This window comes from Roseomonas fluvialis, from assembly GCF_022846615.1.
Taxonomy (GTDB): domain Bacteria; phylum Pseudomonadota; class Alphaproteobacteria; order Acetobacterales; family Acetobacteraceae; genus Neoroseomonas; species Neoroseomonas fluvialis.
The window spans coordinates 1903304-1921234 of sequence record NZ_AP025637.1; the positions used below are offsets into that span (position 1 = coordinate 1903304).

Sequence of the window (17931 nt, forward strand, 5' to 3'; positions counted from 1 at the left end):
CGCCATGGCGCGCCATCACACGCCCCAAGGCAGGCCAAGGAGGTACCAACCCGTCAGGAAGACAGTCCAGACCAGCGAGATCCAGATGACATAGGGCAGCATCAGCGCGATCACGGTCCCGACGCCGGCTTCCTTCTGGTACTTGATGGCGAAGGTCACGATCATCGCGAAATAGGCATTGAGTGGCGTGATCGCGTTCATCGGGCTGTCGCCCACGCGGTAAGCCGCCAGCACGACCTCGGGCTCGACGCCGAGCTGCATCAGCAGCGGCACGAACACAGGCGCGAAGATCGCCCATTTCGCGATTGCCGCGGTGATGATCAGGTCGATGCCCATGACCGCGACCACGAAGCCGATGATCAGCGCGATCGACGGGAGGTTCAGTGCCTCGAGGATGCGGGCTGCGGAGACCGCCGCGAGCGTGGCCATGTTCGTGTAGTTGAAGAAGGCGATGAACTGGCTGATCACCAGCAGCAGCAGGATAAGCCCGGCCAGGCCGCCGATGGACTTCTGGATCGCCGCGATGATGTCGTTGGATGTCTTCATCGTGCCGGCACCGCGGCCATAGGCCGCCCCGGTCACGCCGAAGATCAGCGCGATCGTCACGATCAGGCTGTTCATGAAGGGCGAGTTGCTGATCATCGCGCCGGTCGTCGGGTTGCGCAGCGGCGCGCCGGGCGGCAGCAGCATCAGGGCGACGAAGCCGAGCACCGCGAGCAGCGCATAGCCCGCGTAGCGCAGGCCGCGATACTCGGCCTCGCTCAGCACGTTCTCGCCCGGCACCTGGTAATCCCCGGTATAGGCGCCCAGGCGGGGTTCGATCACGCGTTCGGTGACGATGACGATCAGCACGGTCAGCAGCGCCACCGAACCGATCGAGAACCACACATTCGACGCCAGATCGATGGTCTTGGTCGGATCGACCAGGCGGATCGCGTCGTTGGTGATCTCGGTCAGGATGCCGTCCACCGGCACGATCAGGATGTTGACCAGGAACGCCGCCGCGACCGAGGCGAAACCGACCGCCAGCCCGGCCAGCGGATGCCGTCCGACCGACAGGAAGGCCGCCGCCGCCAGCGGGATCAACACCAGGTACCCGGCATCCGCCGCGACCGACGACAGGATGCCCACGAAGGTGAGGATCCAGCACAGCGCCCAGCGCGGGGCCACGATCACCAGCTTGCGGATCAGCACCTTCACGAGGCCCGATTCCACGGCCACGCCCACGCCCACCATCGCAATGATGATCACGCCGACCGCTGTGAAGCCCATGAAGTTGGCCACCACGCCGGTGTACATGAAGCGCAGGCCCTCGATGGTCAGCAGGCTGCGCGCCTCGGTCATCGCGGGCTCGATGTCGCCGGTGGCGGGGTTATAGGCCTGGTAGCTGACCCGCGCGCCGAACACCGACAGGATGGTGGACAGTACGATGATGATGCCGATCAGGTAGACGAAGATCATCACCGGATGCGGCACGCGGTTGCCGACCCGCTCGACCGTGTCGAGCAGCTTCTGCATGCGTGTCTTGGGGGCTTCGGTGGAGGTGGTCATGTCAGGATGCCAGTGCGTGCAGGACGCGCGCCCAGGAGCGTGTGCCCTTGAGGAAGCAGTCCAGGTCGTATTTCTCGTTCGGGCTGTGGATGCGGTCGTCCTCGAGCCCGAAGCCCGCCAGGATCACGTCCATGCCGAGCGAAGTCTTGAGCATGTGCGTGACGGGAATGGATCCGCCGCCGCCGATGAAGAAGGCCTCGCGACCCCATTCGTCGCTCAGCGCCTGGCGCGCCTGCCGGAAGGCCGGGGCGTCGATCGGGAAGCGGATGGCGCGGCCGGCGCCGTGGTCGAGAAACTCCACCTTGCAGTCCGCCGGCACGCGGGCACGCACGAAGGCGCGGAAGGCCTCGCGCACCTTGTGTGGATCCTGGTCGAAGACCAGGCGGAACGACACCTTCGCGGAGGACTTGGAGGGGATCACGGTCTTGAAGCCTTCCCCCTGGTAGCCGCCGCCCATGCCGTTCACCTCGCAGGTCGGGCGGGACCAGGTCATTTCCAGCACGCTGCGGCCCTTCTCGCCGGCGGGGACCGACAGGCCGACCGTGCCGAGGAAGGCCGCGGGGTCGAAGGGCAGGGCCTCCCACTGCGCGCGCAGGGCGGGGTCGAGTTCGGGAACGCCGTCGTAGAAGCTGGGCAGGGTTACGCGCCCCTCCGAATCGCGCAGGTCCGCCAGGATGCGCGCGACGATCGCGTTCGGGTTCGCCGCCGCCATGCCGTAGAATCCAGAATGCAGGTCGCGGTCGGCGGCGGTGACGATGAATTCCTCGCCCACCAGGCCGCGCAGCATGGTGGTAATGGCGGGCGTGCGCGCATCCCACATGTTGGTGTCGCAGATCAGGCCGATATCGGCGCGGAGTTCATCGGCGTTCGCCGCGAGGAAGCCGGGGAGGTTGGCGCCGCCCGATTCCTCCTCGCCCTCGAGCAGGATGGTGACCGGGATGGGCAGGCTGCCGGTCACCGCCTTCCAGGCGCGGCAGGCCTCGACGAAGGTCATCAGCTGGCCCTTGTCGTCGGCCGCGCCGCGCGCGCGGATCACCTTGGTGCCATCGGCGCGCGTCTCGATGCGCGGTTCGAAGGGGTCGTGCTCCCACAAGTCCAGCGGGTCGACCGGCTGCACGTCGTAGTGGCCGTAGAACAGCGCGGAGGGGCCGGCGCCGGCGCGGTGATGCCCGACCACGATCGGATGCCCGGCGGTCGAGCGCGCCTGCGCCTCGAAGCCGATGGAGGCGAGGTCCGCTGCGTGCCAGTCCGCGCAGGCCTGGCATTCCGCGGCATAGGCCGGGTCGGCGGAAATCGAGCGGATGCGCAGCAGGTGGAACAGGCGGTCGAGCGCGGCAGGCGCCTCCGCATCGATCCGTGCGAGGACGGCATCGAGTTCGCCCATCGATATCTTCTCCCCCGGCCGTAACCGCCGGCCCATCGGAGCCTAGACCGGAATGCGGCCGTGTCACCTGCGCAACGCGTGCCGGGGCTTGGCTTCACGTCCCGTGCGGGTTGCCGCCTCGCGGGTCAGAACCGCGCCACGGCGGCGAACAGCACCCGGTTGGCGATGCCGTGCCCGAACCCCGCCGGCCCGCCCGCCTGCGCGCCGCCGAACAGGTCGCGCCGGGTGAACAGGTATTCGACCCCGAGGTCGAGCCAGCCGCTGCTGAACACCCCGTTGCGCACGCTGCCGAAGGGGCTCCAGATCAGGTTGGCAAACACCTGCTGGTATTCGCGGTTGAGCGAGGTGGCCGCCGCCGATCCCGGCGTGAAGCCCATGGCATAGCTCGGGAAGTCGCTCCGCGCGTAAGCGTAGGTGAAGTTGCTGCGCAGCTGGTCGGTCCAGAACCGCCGGTAGGCGATCGTCGCGCCATAGGTTGGGATCGGGTCGAGCCCCGCCTGCAGCACGCCAGGCAGGCCGAGGTTGGTCAGTGCGTCCTGCCCCGAATTCTGGCCAGCGAAGTAGCGCCCGATCCCCTCGCCATAGAAGGCCATGCCGACGATCTCGTCAGGCCCGAAAGCCTCCGACAGCCAGCGCATCGGCAGCCGCACCAGCCCCGATACACCCCACGCCAGCGCGGTGTCCGAGACCGGTGCCACGCCTGCTGCCGCGGTGCCGTCGGTGCGCAGTTCCAACTGGCGCAGAAGCGCGCGGCCCATCACCTCGGCGCCGTCATGCCGCCAGGAGACGCGCGCCAGCAGGTCGGGCACCGAATTGAAGGCAGGGCTGGCGCCGCCATCGAGGCTGCTGCCCGGCGTGAAGGCGCCGGCGGCCGAGGTGTAGGAGGTCTCGGGCGCCTCGAGCGAGATCATGCCCGTCACGCCATCGGCCAGCCGCCCGGTCACGCGCAGCTGCGCCTGGCGGATGAAGGACTGGTTCAGGTTGGTGGCGTCGATCAGGGTTTCGAAGACGCCCTCGTTCCACAGGCTGTTCGCTTGGCCAACCAGCACGCGCAGCCGTTCGTCGCTGAGTTCCGCCCAGGCCTGGCGCAGCCGAAACACCGCATTGTTCGAGGTCGGCGAACCGCCGCCGAAATCGCCCTCCAGCCGCGTCTCGAGGGTGCCCCAGGCGGTCAGCGTGCGGGTGTCGAAGCCGAAGCGGCTGAAGCGCGCCGTCATGCCGAAATCGCCGCCCTGCTGGTCGGCCAAGCTGCCTGCCAGCGGGATGGTCTGCGGCGGCGGCGCGTCGGTCTGGTTGCGCCCGCCGAAATCGTAGTAGCCGGTCAGTTTCGCGAAGCCGTAGAGCCGCACCTGCGTGTCGGTGCCTGGCACGCGGAACGCGATGCCGGGCAGGTCCGAGCGCAGCGCGTCGCCAGTCGCGGTTTGGTCGCCCATCGGTTCGGGGGGCTGCAGACCGGCGACGTTGGGCGCGAAGGGCGACGGGGCGACAGCGAGCGCGGCCTGGGCGGCGCGCGCCTCGGCGGCGGCGGCGCGGGCTTCGGCGGCTGCAGCCTGCGCTTCGGCGGCGGCGGGTTGGCGCGGGGTCGGGCGGGCGACCTGCCGGGCCGGTGCCGGCGTCACTGCTGCGCGCGCGGGCGGCTGCGCGGCGGACCGGGCCTCGAGCTGTTCGACGCGCCGGCGCATTTCCTCGAGCTGCCGGCGCAATTCGGCGATCATCGCGGCATCGCCGCCCTGTGCCTGCGCCGCAACCGGTGCGGCGGCGAGGCCGAGCGCCCCCGCCAGCAGCAGCGACCCGACCCGGGCGCTCATGGCGTGCTGTCCGGCACGGGCTGAGGCTCGGAGCCAGCGGGAAACGGCGCCATCGGGTCATCCTCCGGTGAGGTGCGGCGGATCGCCCAGGGCGCCGCGCCACGCAAGGTTAGGAGCCACGGCTGGTGCCGGGCAGCGGGTGCCATTGGCGCGCCATGCCGCCCCTGTGCCGAGTGTCCCGGCGGCATAGCGCGGTGGGCGGTCAGAAGCGGAAGGACAGGCTGATCGAGCCGAACTGCGCAGTATTGCGCTGCGTGGTGAATTCGCGCGACCGGGCCGTGTAGCTGACGGTCAGGCGCGCGAAGGGCATGACGATGGCGACACCGGCATTCGCGTCGCCGACGAGCGCTTCGCGGTCGACGCTGCGGCTTTCGCGCCAGGTATTGCCGTCGAGGAAGATGTCGCGCGCCACCGCGCGGCCATCGACGCCGACAAAGGCGTACCAGCCCCAGCGCCCGTCCGGCTGGTAGAAGTTCGATCCGGAGATGGAAGGCCGCATGCGCGGCGGGCCGAAATCCGCCTCCAGCTCATTGCCCACGCGCAGCATCAGACCGGCCGATGCATAGGTCTGCACATTGCCCAGGCTGGCGGTCACGCTCGGCACCATGCCGACCGCCACGTCGTCAAGGATCGGGTCGCTGTTGAGGCGCCACTGCCGCGTCACGATCAGGTTGACGCCCGGTTCGTCCTTGATCTGGTAGGCCCAGCCCAGCGCGCGGTCGATGTTCATCGCATCATGCACGCCGTTCTGCGTCTGCTCGCCGAGCGCACCGGACCCGACGATGCCCAGCTGCAATTCGATGCTGCCGTATTCGCGCGCGGTGTAGGAGACGAGGCCGATCGACCCGTACAGCCATCCGGCATAGGGCCGGTCGAGCGGATCGGGATCGCGCACCTGCGTATCCGCCGGCGTGAAGATGTTCTGCCCGACGGAGAGCCCCCAGCGCGGCGTGCCGCCGCGTGGGAATACGATGCCCGGCCCGTCGGTCAGGAAGCCCAGCCAGGATGGCGGCACGAAGACCGGCGACCGCCAGGCCGCCTGCACGCCGCTGGTGTAGTAGCGATCGGTGCCGGCCAGGAGGTCGTTCTCGTAGGTGAAGGTCCAGGTGCCGTGGTGCTCGCCCTCGACGCGGTCGTCAGCCAAGGCGGGCAGGGCGGCTGAGGCGAGTGCCGCGGCGAAGCGCAGCGCCCTCATGCGTAGGGGGCGAAGGCGCGCGCCGCCGCATCGCGCCCGGCGCCGCCGCGCAGCGCCAGGCCCAGCAGCAGCCGCGCCTTCAGCGCCGTGAGCATTCCCGCCGAAACCAGGCCGCGTCCCATCAGGTCGATCTCTCCGCCCGCATAGCCATAGGTACTGGTGAAGACCGGCCCCGCCGCGGAGCGCGAGGCGAGCACCACCGGCACGCGCGCTGCCAGCGTACCAACCGCATCGGCGGCATCGGCCGGCACATGCCCCGCGCCCATCCCGGCGATCACGGCGCCCGCATAGCCCAGGCCGGGCAGCGCCGCCAGCATCCGCCCGTCATCGCCCATCGCCCAGGTGATCAGCGCGATCGGCGCGGGCGGGCCGTCGGCGGCCGGCAGCACAGGCAGGCGCTGCACGCGCGCATGGATGCGTGGGCGGCCTTCCGCCACCGCGCCGATCGGCCCGACCAGCGGCGAGGCGAAGGCCGAGGGCAGGGTCGTATGCGTCTTCTGCACGAAGCGCGCCGCGTGGATGTCGTAGTTCAGCACGGCCAGCGCACCCAACCCGCGGGCAGCATCGGACACCGCCACGCGTGCGGCCGCCAGCAGATTGGCCGGCCCGTCCGCGCCGGGCGCGTCGGCGCCGCGCATCGCGCCGGTCATCACCACCGGCTTGTCGCCGCCCACCAGCGCATCGAGGATGAAGGCACTCTCCTCGATGGTGTCGGTTCCCTGGATGACCACGGCACCATCCACGCCGTCGGCGAAGGCCGCCTCGATCCGCCGCGCGACCTCCACCAGGATCGTCGGCGTCAGCGACGGGCTGGGCAGGCGCGCGGCGCTTTCGGCCTCGATGGTCGCGACGGTCGCGAGCTCCGGCACGGACGCCACCAGCTCCGCCGCGCCCAGCTTAGGCGCGATGCCCCCGCCGGCGGACGGCACCATGGTGATGGTGCCGCCCAGCGAGAGCATCAGCAGCCGCTTCATGCCGCGGCCTCGTCCTCGCGCTTGCCCGGCGGCGGCGGGCGTAGCCCGTCGGGGATTTCGCCCGGGCGGTAGGCCGGCAGGCGCGAGGCCGGGATGATCGCCAGCGCGGCGACGATCGCCATGATGAGCAGGCCGATCTTGAGCGCCTGCAATCGCGCCTCGGTGTTCACGCGCACCGCCTCGGCCACCTGCTCCGGCGCGGCGCCGGTGCGTTCCATGATCGACAGCAGGCGGTCGTTGCTGACGAAATTGATGCTGTCGAGGTCGATCTGCGTTACCACCGCAGGCGGCAGGGCGGGGTTCTCGGCGATCCGGTACAGGATGCCGGCGGACAACAGCCCGACCAGCAGCGCGCCAGACACCGCCGTGCCCACGCCGGCGGCGAGGTTCTGCGTGGTGCCGCGCAGCGAGCCCACGTCGCCCGCCAGCTCCTTCGGTGCGGCGGTCACCAGCACGTTGAACACCAGCGTCACCAGCGCGCCCTGGCCAATGCCGAAGGTGATCAGCCCCAGCATCACCGGCACGGCCGACCAGTCGTTGCGCACCACCCAGGCCAGCCACAGCAGCCCCACCACGCACAGCGCGAAGCCGCCCTGCGCGATGCGCCGCGGGGGCACGGTGGGATAGAGCCGCACCACCAGCATCGCGGTGAAGAATACCGTCAGGTTGAAGGGCATCATGGCGATCGCGGTTTCGATCGGCGTGCGCCCCTGCACGATCTGGATATAGAGCGGCACGGTGAAGTTCAGCATGGCCTCGAGCCCGACCACGGTGAACATCGCATAGACCGCCGCGCGTTCCTCGCCGGAGGTGATGACGCGCAGATCCAGCAGCGGCGTGCCGCCGCGGGCCGCCACGCGCTTGCACCAGGCGATGAAGACCTGCAGCAGGATGATGCCTGTCACGATCATGATCGGCGCGGGCGACATGCCCATCACGTCGAACGGCGCGCCCGGCCGTGCGACGCCCAGGCCCCAGCGATTCAGGTTGTTGAAGCCGAACACGACCATGATGATGGCGCAGGCCGCCAGCGCGACGCCGACGATGTCGATCTTCACCTCGGGGCGCGACTCCTCTGGCTTGAGCTTGAAGGACAGCCAGAACACCACGGCGGCGGCCACCACCAGGATGCCGAAGACTGGCCGCCAGCCGATGAAGGTGCCGAGCATCCCGCCGATCATGAAGGCCGCGACACCCGCCGCCGCGCGCGCAGACCCGAGCGCGCCCACCGCGGTGGCCTGCTGCTGACCGCGGTAATGATGCGCGATCAGCGCCACCAGCGCGGGGACGATCACCGCCGCCGCCAGACCCGCCAGCAGCTGCGCCACCAGCATGAAGGTCGCCGCCGGCGCGATCACCATCAGGATCTGCGCGATGCCGAACAGCCCGACGACCACCCGGAACACCGCGGTGGAGCCGAAGCGCTGCACCAGCTTCGCCCCCAGCATCACGAAGCCGGCGACCGAGAGCGAATACATCACGATGCCGGTGGCGATGGTGGTGGGCGGCACGCCGAAGGACGACACCATGCCCGCCAGAGAAACGGGAAGCGCCGCCACGTTGAACGACATCAGCATCTGCCCGAGTGCGATCGCGATCATCGGCACCCAGGATTCGCGCGGCGGCGCGGCGTCCGTGCTGCTCATGGGTTGTCCACTCCTGTCATGACGTGTCTCAGGCCTCCGGCGCCGAGGCGAACAGGTTCAGCCCCAGCCGTTCCGACAGGAAGCGCGTGACGAGCTGCCCGCGCACGCTGTTACCCGCCGCATCGAGCGGCGGCGAAAAGACGCCGAGCCCACCCTTGCCCGGCGCGATCGCGACGATGCCGCCCGCCACGCCGCTTTTCCCGGGCAGGCCGACCTCGTACAGCCAGTCGCCCGACTGCTCGTACAGCCCCGCGGTCGCCATGACCGCCAGCACGCGGCGGCAGCGATCCGCATCGAGAACGCGTTCCCCGGTCATCGGGTTTACCCCGCCATCGGCGAGCGTTGCGCCCATCACCGCGAGGTCGCGCGCCGTGACGCGCACGGCGCATTGCCGCGTGTAGATGTCGGTCGCCTCGTCCGGATCGCAGTACATCCGGCCATAGCCGTGCAGCAGCCGCGCAATGCCCTGGTTGCGCTGGTTGGTCGCGGCTTCCGAAGCGTAGACCTCCTCGTCCATCTCCAGCGTGCGCCCGGCGAAGCGCGACAGGCCATCCAGGATGAAGCGCCAGCGTTCCTGCGCATCCGCACCCGGCGCAAGGCTCGTGGTGGCGATCGCGCCGGCATTGACCATCGGGTTCACGGTACGCTCGCCGTTCAGCTCGATCGCCATGACCGAGTTGAAGGGCAGGCCGGTCGCATTCACGCCGATCGCGGCGCGTGCCCGCCCGCCGCCCAGCGCCTGGCAGACCAACGCGAAGACGAAGGGCTTCGAGATCGACTGGATCGAGAAGGCGTGTTCCGCCTCACCAACCTCGAAGGCCTGGCCATTGACGCCGGCGACGCAGATCCCGAACCAGGCGGGATCGGCCTTGGCCAGGGCGGGGATGTAGTCGGCGACGCGGCCCTCGGTCACGGCGCCGTAGCGGCCGTGGGCCTCGCGCACCAGTTCGGCAACCACCCCAGGCGGCGGCAGGTGGCCGGTGGACACGGCCGGAGGGCCCATCGCCTCCTCGGCATGCAGCCGCTCATGCATGGTGGTTGGCCGCCGGGGCGGGCGCCGGGATTGGGGACCGGCGGCTGACGTGCGGTCGGTCTTGGGCGGAGGATGGCATTTCGGGAGCCTATCAGCGGCGGCGGGGCCGCGTATGGTCGGCACGTCCCGGCATTGGGCCGGGGGTTCCAAAGGGCCGGCGGCGCAGCGCGAGCCCGGGCTTCGCTAAAGCCGATGCAGGATCTCGCTCACACTGGATGGCCCCTGGCCCGGCGCGTTGAAGGCCGCGTGTGGCAGCGTGCCGCGACCCTCAAGCGCGGCCATGCGCAACTCGCGCGGGGTAGCGCCGAAATGCGCGCGAAAGGACCGGCTGAAGCTGGAAGGTTCGAAGAAGCCGACCGCCTCGGCCATCTGGGCGATGCCACGGCGGTCATGGGGATCGGTGAGCAAGCGGTAGGCGCACCGCAGCCTCTCGCGCTGGATGTAGCACGCCACGCCGCCGAGCGGTTCAAACAACCGGTACAGGGCGGACCGCGATACGCCGCCCATGGCACAAAGCCGCCCCGGGCCAAGCGTCGCGGACCCGAGATTGGCGCGGATCAGCCGCTTGATGCGGGAGAGCTGGAGGTGTTCGATCTGCGGACACGCCGCTTCCAGCGCATCGCGGCTGCCCTCCAATGCCGCCGCGAGCAGCGCCCGCGTCGCGGTTTCGAGATGTGCGATTTCGCTCGCGCGCAGGTTCTGCGACACCTCCTGCATGGTTTCGAGGTAGGTGGCGAGCAGGCGGCCTGCAGGCCCGGCCAAGGGTCGATAGAGCGTGGCCGAAAAGAGCGGTTCGAGCTCTGGCATCGAATCACGCGCGACGAACAGGGAGGCCCATTCGATTTCGGCGCCCTCGCGCTGTGCCTCGAACGGGCGGGCCATGGTCAGGACATAGGGAACGCCCAGGTCGAAGGTCACTTCGGCATTGCCGCTGCGCTGGCGCTGGGTGCCCCGTCGACAGATGCCGATGATCCAGTGGTCGAGCGAATCGCGGCGGATGCGCGCCTGCGACCGGCTGTAGTCATAGGGCGGCAGGACCGCGTGGTAGTACATAAAGGCGCCGAAGGGCAGCGCCGTTCCGCGCGCCTCGAAACCACGATCATGTTGTGACTTCGGCCGGCCGGTATCGAGGTACGGGACGGAGAGATCGCGCCACGCTTCGAATTGATGATGCGGCGCAAGGCCGCGGGTGCTGAGCACCAACGGGCGCACCGCGGTGCCGGTGAAGTCGTCGGCGGTCCCGCCTTCCCCGCGCGGCGTTGCAGGCCGTCGCGCCGACTGGCTTGGCATGTGTCACTCCCGGTGCGGGCTTTCTTTGGGTACCCGCGAGGGCCGCAGGAAACACTTGGCCCGGCGGCCACTCAAGCAAAATCGCGTGCGAGGCGCCTGGCGGTGCGTATGCCGGGCCGCGACAGTAAATTCCTGCGACTGGGATGCAGCAGGTTCTTCTGTATAGGATGCGGCTCGATGCAGTCGATCTAGTGATCGGGTGACAAGTGTAGCGAGAGATCGCTGTCGAATGCAAAGGCTGCCTTATATCAGTAAGGTCGCGTATTGCCGGTGCCGGCTGTTCGGCCTCATATTCATTTCACATTCGATTGTATCGGCGCGTGTTGTGCAGACCAGCGGCCCGCGGCGGCATCAGGCCAGCATTTCGGCCAGCGCCGGGGCGCGCGTCGTCTCGGGGACGGGCTCGAGCCCGTTGCGCGCGAGGAACAGGCTCCACTCCGTCATTAGCCGAGGCCGGTTCGCGAGGAAGGGTCCGAAGTCGGCATCCAGTCCGCGCTCCAGGAGTTCCTCCGCCGCGATGCGCCGGTCCAGCACGACATGTGGCAGCCGCAGCAATTCGCACAACTCGCGCGTGCGCATGTCGTGCACTAGGCAAAGCGACGGCGTGCCGGCCAGCAAGGCCGCCACGTTGCCATGGAAGCGCGAACCGATCGCGAGGCTCATGGTCGCCATGCAGCCGACCCAGTCGTCCACGGCGTAGAAGATGCGCACCCGGCGTTCCAGGAACGCCTTGATGTCATCCCGCGACCCCGAGATGTCGAAGATGTCGGCGATCCGCTGGACGGCGTCCGTCACCTTGGCGGCCTCGCCAGCGGCGATGGCGGCCAGCAGCTCGATCTCCGGGCGCTCGTTCTGCAGGATGTAGAAGGCGTTCTCGCCCAGCAGCCGCTGGAACAGGCCATTTTCCGAGGTGCGCATTGCCTCGGGATGCAGAGCGTGCCGGCGCACGTTGTTCGACAGGTTCAGAGCGATCTTGTCGAGTGCCGGCCTGGCGGCGGCGAGCCGTTCCAGCGCCGATGCCTGCAGGCCCAGCAGGGACGGGCAGCCGACGATGCTGGTGTTGCGGATCCCCATGCGCCAGAGCACGTCGGCGGTGAAGGCGCCGCGGACGCCGATCGACCCGCCGCGCTCCGCGAGCAGATGCAGCAGGCGTTCGGTGCCAGGCTTCAGCGCGGGCGCCTCGCCGGGGCGCAGCTGCGACCCCAGGCCGAAGCAGAAGATCGGCAGCCGCGTGCGGGCGAAGTAGTCGGCATGGGCCGTGAGGTCGACGCCATTGCCCACGAAATTCGACGCCGGCACGAACAGCATATCGAAGTGTTCGTGCAGGCGTTCGGCCGGGATGGCGCCGAACCCCGGATGGAACGCCTTGTGGGCGCAGTCCACGCCATGGAACAGCCCGTGCCCGATGAACAGGTTGCCGGTATTGGCACCGGTGAGGTCGAGCCCTTCGAACAGCGATCCGAAGGGCGGCACATGCGCCGGCGCGCCCCAGAAGCAGATGCGCTTGCCGGGTGCGGAGATCCGGAACGGTGGCGTGTGGCCGAGGTTGGTCATGGGGATCTCCTGCGGGAGGCGGCGTTTTGGCCAAGAATCTCGGTCATGCGGCGAGCGCCGCCTCGGCGTGGGTCTGTCGGATCGCCGCGCGCAGCTCGGCGAAGGCGGCCGGCACCGACGGTTCCATCCAGTAGGTGCCGGCGACATGTTCGGCCTCGGCCGGGGCGGCTTCCGGCACGTCGCCGGGCAGCGCAGGGCCGAAGCGCGCGATCACGTCGCGTTCCACCGCGCGCAGGGCGGGCATGGTGGGCAGTACCTGGCGCGTCACGTGTTGCGCCATAACGCGGCGCAGGGTGGCGATCGCGGGTAGCCCGTGGCGGCCAAGTTCAAAGAACAGCCGCATCGGCCAGACGCCGCCGGGCAGGCTGTCTGGTGAGCGCTGCGCCGCGGCGTTCAGCGCGCGAATGATCTCGACATCCGCGGGCGGCAGGGCGCGGTTGATCCGGCCCGCCTGCTCCGGCGGTGCGACTGCCACGCCGAGTACGGCGCGCAGGAAGAAGCCGAGCAGTTCCTCGCCCTGCTCGACCAGCCGATCATAGGCTACCAGCCTTATCGCTTGGCGGCCGAAGGCCTCCGCGAACCGGCCGAGCGTGATGCCGGGGTTGAGAAGCGGGCTGTCGGCCAGCCGCAGCATGTGCGCAAGCAGGAATTGCGGGAAGGTCTCGCTGCCGCCCTGCTTGACCGCCTCCTGCCAGGCGGAGGGCACCAGGCCCTGCCAGCGGCGCAGGAAGTACACGATCTCGACCTGGTGGCCGTGCAGGGCTGATGCCAGGCGTCCGATCGCGGCGGCTTCGATGTCCTCGAAGTTCTCGCTGGAGAGCAGCAGCGCGCGGCCGCCGTGCCCGGCTTCCCCCGCCAGGACCGCGAGGCGCGCGGGGGTCTCGGCATCCCCCGCCGCCAGCAGCCGCACCAGCGAATGATGCCCGTGCAGGTGGTCCTGCCACTGCACGGGGTAGTCGATGCCGGCGGCACGCAGGTCCGGGCGCAGCGCGACGAAGCCGCGCTGCAGGTAGGTGGTCCCGGTCTTGTGCGATCCGATGTGGATGACGACGCGTGTCACGCTCGGCTCTCCTGCCCGCGGGGGGGCGCTGGCGGGTCAGGCGTCCTCGAGCGCGCGCTTCCACTGCTGCGCATCGGCCTCGTAGCGCGGGCTCGGGCTGCGCCATTCGGAGGCGCCGATCATCGAGAAATGCTCGCGCCCCGAACTGAGCTTGCCCGCCTTCACCGCCGCGCCGACATCGGGGTTGGACCGCAGGTACCAGCGTTCGTCCACGTCGGGCGTGCCGCCCTGGCGGCCTTCGAAATAGCCGAAGCCGATGTAGTGCAGCCGCGCGCTGTCGATGGTGCCCGACTGCAGGGCGTCCGCCACGTCGGGATTGGCCTCGAGGTAGCCGGCCTCGTTGAAGTCGCCGTTCGCGACTGCGATCTGCAGCAGGAAGCGGAACAGCCCGATCGGCATGGTGACGGACTGCTCGGTGCGCAGCGCCTCGCGCGAGGTGCCGATGCTGGCGAGAACGGCATCATAGGGGGGGACATACATCGGTTCAGGCTCCTGTGCGGTGGGTGGGCTGTTGGCTGGCGATGCGCCGCGTCATGTCGCGCGGCGTTTCGGGCGGGCAGCGCGGCGCCGCTTCGGCTTCGCAGCCGCTGCGGGCGCCGCGACGCCGAGCTGGGCGGAGACCTCCGCGACGTAGGCTTGCTGCGCCGGCGCGGCGGCGACGGCATCGGGAAAGGCGTCGCGCGCGTAGGCGTGGCAGCGGGCGATCTCCTCGACATGCCGACCGCCGTCGAGTGCATGCGTCACGCTGGCGGCGTGGCGGCGATGCACGTTGAGCGGCGCGGCCTCGTAGGCCACGCGCGCGCCCGGCACGGCCAGCGCCTGCAGGTAGAGCCGCCAATCGCCGGCCATGCGGAAGCCGCGCAGATCCTCGGCGCAGGCATCCAGCGCCGCGAGCAGCGCATCGCGCCGCCACACCACCGCGCTCACGTTCAGCACCAGGTTCTTCACCGCGAGGAAGCGGCGCACGAAGTCCGCGGCGGCGAAAACCTCGCTGTGCTGGAGCGCGCCGGATTCCAGCGTTGCGTAGTAGCCCTTGTAGTCCGGCCACATCGCCGATCCGTCGGCAGCGATCGTGCTACTGTCGGTGAAGGCGAAGCGGATCGACGGGTCCGCCTTCATGCGCGCGGTGGCGCGCAGCAGGAAATCGGGGTCTGACAGGTCGTCGGCCTCGGCGATCCAGACGTAGTCGCCCTGCGCCATCTCGGCCGCCTTGCGCCATTGCGCGAAGACCGACCCGCTGTTGGCGGTGTTGGGGGCGAGACGGATCTCGCGCCCATGCCGCCTGGCGACCGCGCGGATCACCTCCAGGCTGTCATCCGTGGAGCAATCGTCCAGCACGATGACTTCGTGTACCGGCAGGCTCTGCGCGAAGACCGAGCCCAGGCGTTCGGGCATGAAGCGCGCGTAGTTGTAGTTCGGCACCGCGACCGAGACCGCGGGCAGGTCCGGCGCCGCGAGCCGCAGCAGGTCGCGCACGTACGGCCGCCAGCCGAAGCGCGCCGCAGCGACCCGCCGGCGCATGGTCGCCGCCTTGTCGCGGGCCGCCTCGCCGCCGGCGGGCTGCATCGAGGCCGAGATCGCCTCGGCCATGGCGGTGACGTCGCCATATGGGACCACGCTGCCGGCGCCGGTCTCGGCCAGCATGTCCGGGATGCCGCCGCTGCGGCCGAAGGCCACCACGGGCCGCCCGGCGGCGATCGCCTCGAGCGCGACCGACGGGAAGGGATCCTCGCGCGAGGTCAGCGCATAGGCATCCGCTGCGCGGAGGAATGCACCGACGTCATCGCGCCGGCCCGGCATGTGGAAGGTGCCGGTCGCGCGCGCGGCCTCGATCTCGTCGGCGAGCCAGGCCTGCATCTGCGGGTCCATGCCGCCCAGCCAGCACAGATGCACGCGCCGGCGGCCACGCCAGCGCAGCAGCCGCCACAGCTGCAGGAACAGGTCGAAGCCCTTGCGCATGTCGGCGTATCCGATGCCGAGCACGAGGCGCTCACCTTCCGCGATGCCGAGTTCGGCGCGGATCCGCGCGCCCGAGCCTGGTGGCGCCGCGATGTCCTTGTAGATGCCCTGCGGACGCAGCACGCAGCGCTCATCGGCTTCGAGGCCGAGTTCCGCCAGCACCTCGTCGCGTACGAAGGGGGCGGGGAAGACCACCTGGCGCGCGGAAGCGATGCCGGCGCGCGCGCCATCGGCGAGATGCTTCTCGCGGATCAGCCGTGGTAATTCGTGCACCAGCAGCACCGCGCCGATCCCCGCGGCGCGTAGTGTCGCGACAGCCGGCCCCGCCGCGGTTGTGTTCACGATCGCATGGCGCCAGCCACGTGCCGCCATCGCGCCCACACGTGCGGACAGCGCCGCGTGGCCGGCAACAACGGTGGTCGGCGCGACGCGCCGGTAGTCAGCTTCGAGCGCCCCGCCGCCGAGCAGCAGAAATTCCACCTCCGCGCCATGCGCGCGCCTGAGCGTCGTGCCGATCGACAGCAGCAATTGCTGCGCACCGCCGGGGAAGGCGTCGTGGCCGACCAGCAGGATGCGCGGCGGTGCTTCGTCGCCCAGGCGGGTCGCACCTGTCACGGCGCGCGCGGTGGCGTTCAGGTAGGCGCCGCCGAAATGCAGGTCGGGTTCGAGGTAGGCCCCCTCGCACCATTCGTTCCAGGCATTGACGCAGACGATCGCCTCGCCGTGGAAGGGGTGCTGGCCCGCGTGTTCGATCAATGCGGCGAGCCAGGCCTCATACTTGGCCGGCGTGCTGCCCGTGATCACCAGGCCGTTGCCCTGCCGGCGCGCGTCATTGTCCCAGGACGGCACCGCGGTGCGGATCAGGGGGAAGGGCGGCGGCGGCTCGGACAGCGAGACCTGCGTGACCGCCTCATAAGTATAGACCTTGCCCGTGAAGTCCGGGTCGAGGATGTCGAGCCCTGTCGCGACGGGTTCGAGATTCTGCGTCAGCTTGTGCGGTGGGAATTCGATCGCGCCGTCAAGCCCATGCGGGCGGGGGTCGAAATCGCCGAAGCCCTGCGCCATTACCAGCAGCGGGTCTTCCCCATGGCGGTCGCGGAACAGCGTGCGCCAGCGCGCGATGGTGGACTTGCTGTCGGGGATCAGTGCAGGGCGATAGACCATCAGCACCGGCCGTCCACCCACGCGGATGTAGCGCGCATCGCGGAAATGTCGGGCGAATTCATCCACCATGCGTTCGTCGTCGTCGGGCTTGTAGTCCTGCGAGATCAGCACCTCGCTCTCGGCGCCATCCCAGCGGCGCGTCCAGTTTTCGTTGGCCCACATCAGGGCGAAGGGCATGTCGATCGACGGGTCGGCCAGGAAGCGCTCGACAGGCGCGTCGAGCAGGCGCGTGCCGTTGAACCAGTAGAAGTAGAAGACGAAGCCATGCACGCCGCCGGCCTTCGCCATCTCGACCTGTCGCCGGAAGGTCTCGCTGCCTTCGAGCGAATAAAAGCCGAGGTCGCGTGGCACGCGCGGCTGGTAGTGCCCACGGAAGCGCGGCAGCCCGCGCGGCACATTCGTCCATTCGGTGAAGCCGCGGCCCCACCAGGCGTCGTTCTGCGGGAAGGCGTGGAACTGCGGCAGGTAGTAGGTGAGCAGCTTCACCCGCTTCACCGCATCGGGCGGCAGCGGGCGCACCTCCTCGAAATCGGGACCAGGCCGGGTGAAGCGCTTCACCTCGCGCGGGACGGAGGCCTCGTCATCGGGCATGCGGCCATGCACACCGGGTTCGTGGCGATGCGCGAGCCAGTGCGCGAAGGGGTTTTCCGACAGATCGCCGAGCAGATAGCGCTGCGCATAGAAGCGCACATCGAAGGCGGGCGAGGGGTCGCGTCCTTCCTTGTACCCCTGGCACCAGAAGTGCTCGAAGGGATCGACGCCCGCGGCCGCCACATCCGGGTTGCGCGCCAGGTAGTAGTCGACGTCAAAGTCGGGCATTGGACTGAAGCGGCCGGTCGCGCGGTGCCTCAGCCAATGCGCCAGCGCATTCTCGTTCACCGGCAGCCCATAGCGTTCGCGGTACCACGCGGGGTCGAACAGCGGGCCCGGCCGGCGCCCCTCGGCATCGCCGTGGAAGGCGTAATGGAACAGCGGGTTCAGCCCGCCTTGTGCGACATCCGGGTTCTGCGCGAGGTACCAGAGCGGGTCGAAATACGGGTTCGGCCGGCGCCCTTCGGTGTAGCCGTGGTCGTAGAAATGCGCGAAGGGCTCGATGCCCGCCGCGGCGATGTCCGGATAGGCTGCGAGGTAGTGCGCCGCATCGAACAGCCCGGTGCCCGCGAGTGTCGCCATCCGCACCGCGCGAACCGCCTCCTGTGCGACAGGCGTAGCCTCAGCCGGCGCCGGCGCGGCGTCCTCGGCGCGCTGTGCGGGCTGCACGCCGCGACGGCGGTCCAGCAGGGCGAAGAACTCGGTCATGCGCAGCGCCTCGT

Annotated in this window: 12 protein-coding genes; all 12 read right to left on the reverse strand. The window is 69.7% G+C overall.

All coding sequences use genetic code 11. The features are described 5' to 3' along the window. Window positions 1-15: 15 nt before the first annotated feature. On the reverse strand, window positions 16-1551 hold the full coding sequence (locus MWM08_RS09270) for an AbgT family transporter (protein WP_244459152.1): 1536 nt from the start codon (window positions 1549-1551) through the stop codon (window positions 16-18). A 1-nt stretch (window position 1552) separates the two neighbouring features. After that, on the reverse strand, window positions 1553-2935 hold the full coding sequence (locus MWM08_RS09275; protein WP_244459153.1) for a M20/M25/M40 family metallo-hydrolase: 1383 nt from the start codon (window positions 2933-2935) through the stop codon (window positions 1553-1555). Window positions 2936-3060: 125 nt separating this feature from the next. Next, window positions 3061-4743, reverse strand: coding sequence for a porin (locus MWM08_RS09280; protein WP_244459154.1), 1683 nt, complete (start codon window positions 4741-4743; stop codon window positions 3061-3063). 202 nt (window positions 4744-4945) lie between these two features. Next, window positions 4946-5938 (reverse strand): lipid A deacylase LpxR family protein, encoded by a 993-nt coding sequence (locus MWM08_RS09285; protein WP_244459155.1) that lies wholly within the window; start codon window positions 5936-5938, stop codon window positions 4946-4948. Next, on the reverse strand, window positions 5935-6912 hold the full coding sequence (locus tag MWM08_RS09290) for an asparaginase (RefSeq protein ID WP_244459156.1): 978 nt from the start codon (window positions 6910-6912) through the stop codon (window positions 5935-5937). Before MWM08_RS09290 ends, MWM08_RS09285 begins: the two co-directional genes overlap by 4 nt. After that, window positions 6909-8558, reverse strand: a complete 1650-nt coding sequence (locus MWM08_RS09295) for an MFS transporter (protein ID WP_244459157.1) — start codon at window positions 8556-8558, stop codon at window positions 6909-6911. Before MWM08_RS09295 ends, MWM08_RS09290 begins: the two co-directional genes overlap by 4 nt. Window positions 8559-8586: 28 nt before the next feature. Then, the gene (gene glsA / locus MWM08_RS09300; protein WP_244459158.1) at window positions 8587-9591 is read right to left on the reverse strand and encodes a glutaminase A; all 1005 of its coding nucleotides are present in this window, start codon (window positions 9589-9591) and stop codon (window positions 8587-8589) included. Between the two features lie 183 nt (window positions 9592-9774). Continuing rightward, window positions 9775-10881, reverse strand: a complete 1107-nt coding sequence (locus MWM08_RS09305) for a helix-turn-helix domain-containing protein (protein WP_244459159.1) — start codon at window positions 10879-10881, stop codon at window positions 9775-9777. A 351-nt stretch (window positions 10882-11232) separates the two neighbouring features. Then, on the reverse strand, window positions 11233-12435 hold the full coding sequence (locus tag MWM08_RS09310) for a polysaccharide pyruvyl transferase family protein (RefSeq protein ID WP_244459160.1): 1203 nt from the start codon (window positions 12433-12435) through the stop codon (window positions 11233-11235). Between the two features lie 43 nt (window positions 12436-12478). Continuing rightward, entirely contained in the window at window positions 12479-13495 is a 1017-nt protein-coding gene (locus tag MWM08_RS09315; RefSeq protein WP_244459161.1) for a hypothetical protein, read from the reverse strand. A 36-nt stretch (window positions 13496-13531) separates the two neighbouring features. Beyond that, on the reverse strand, window positions 13532-13975 hold the full coding sequence (locus MWM08_RS09320) for a hypothetical protein (protein WP_244459162.1): 444 nt from the start codon (window positions 13973-13975) through the stop codon (window positions 13532-13534). Window positions 13976-14026: 51 nt separating this feature from the next. Beyond that, window positions 14027-17917 (reverse strand): glycoside hydrolase family 99-like domain-containing protein, encoded by a 3891-nt coding sequence (locus MWM08_RS09325; protein ID WP_244459163.1) that lies wholly within the window; start codon window positions 17915-17917, stop codon window positions 14027-14029. Between the last annotated feature and the right edge of the window lie 14 nt (window positions 17918-17931).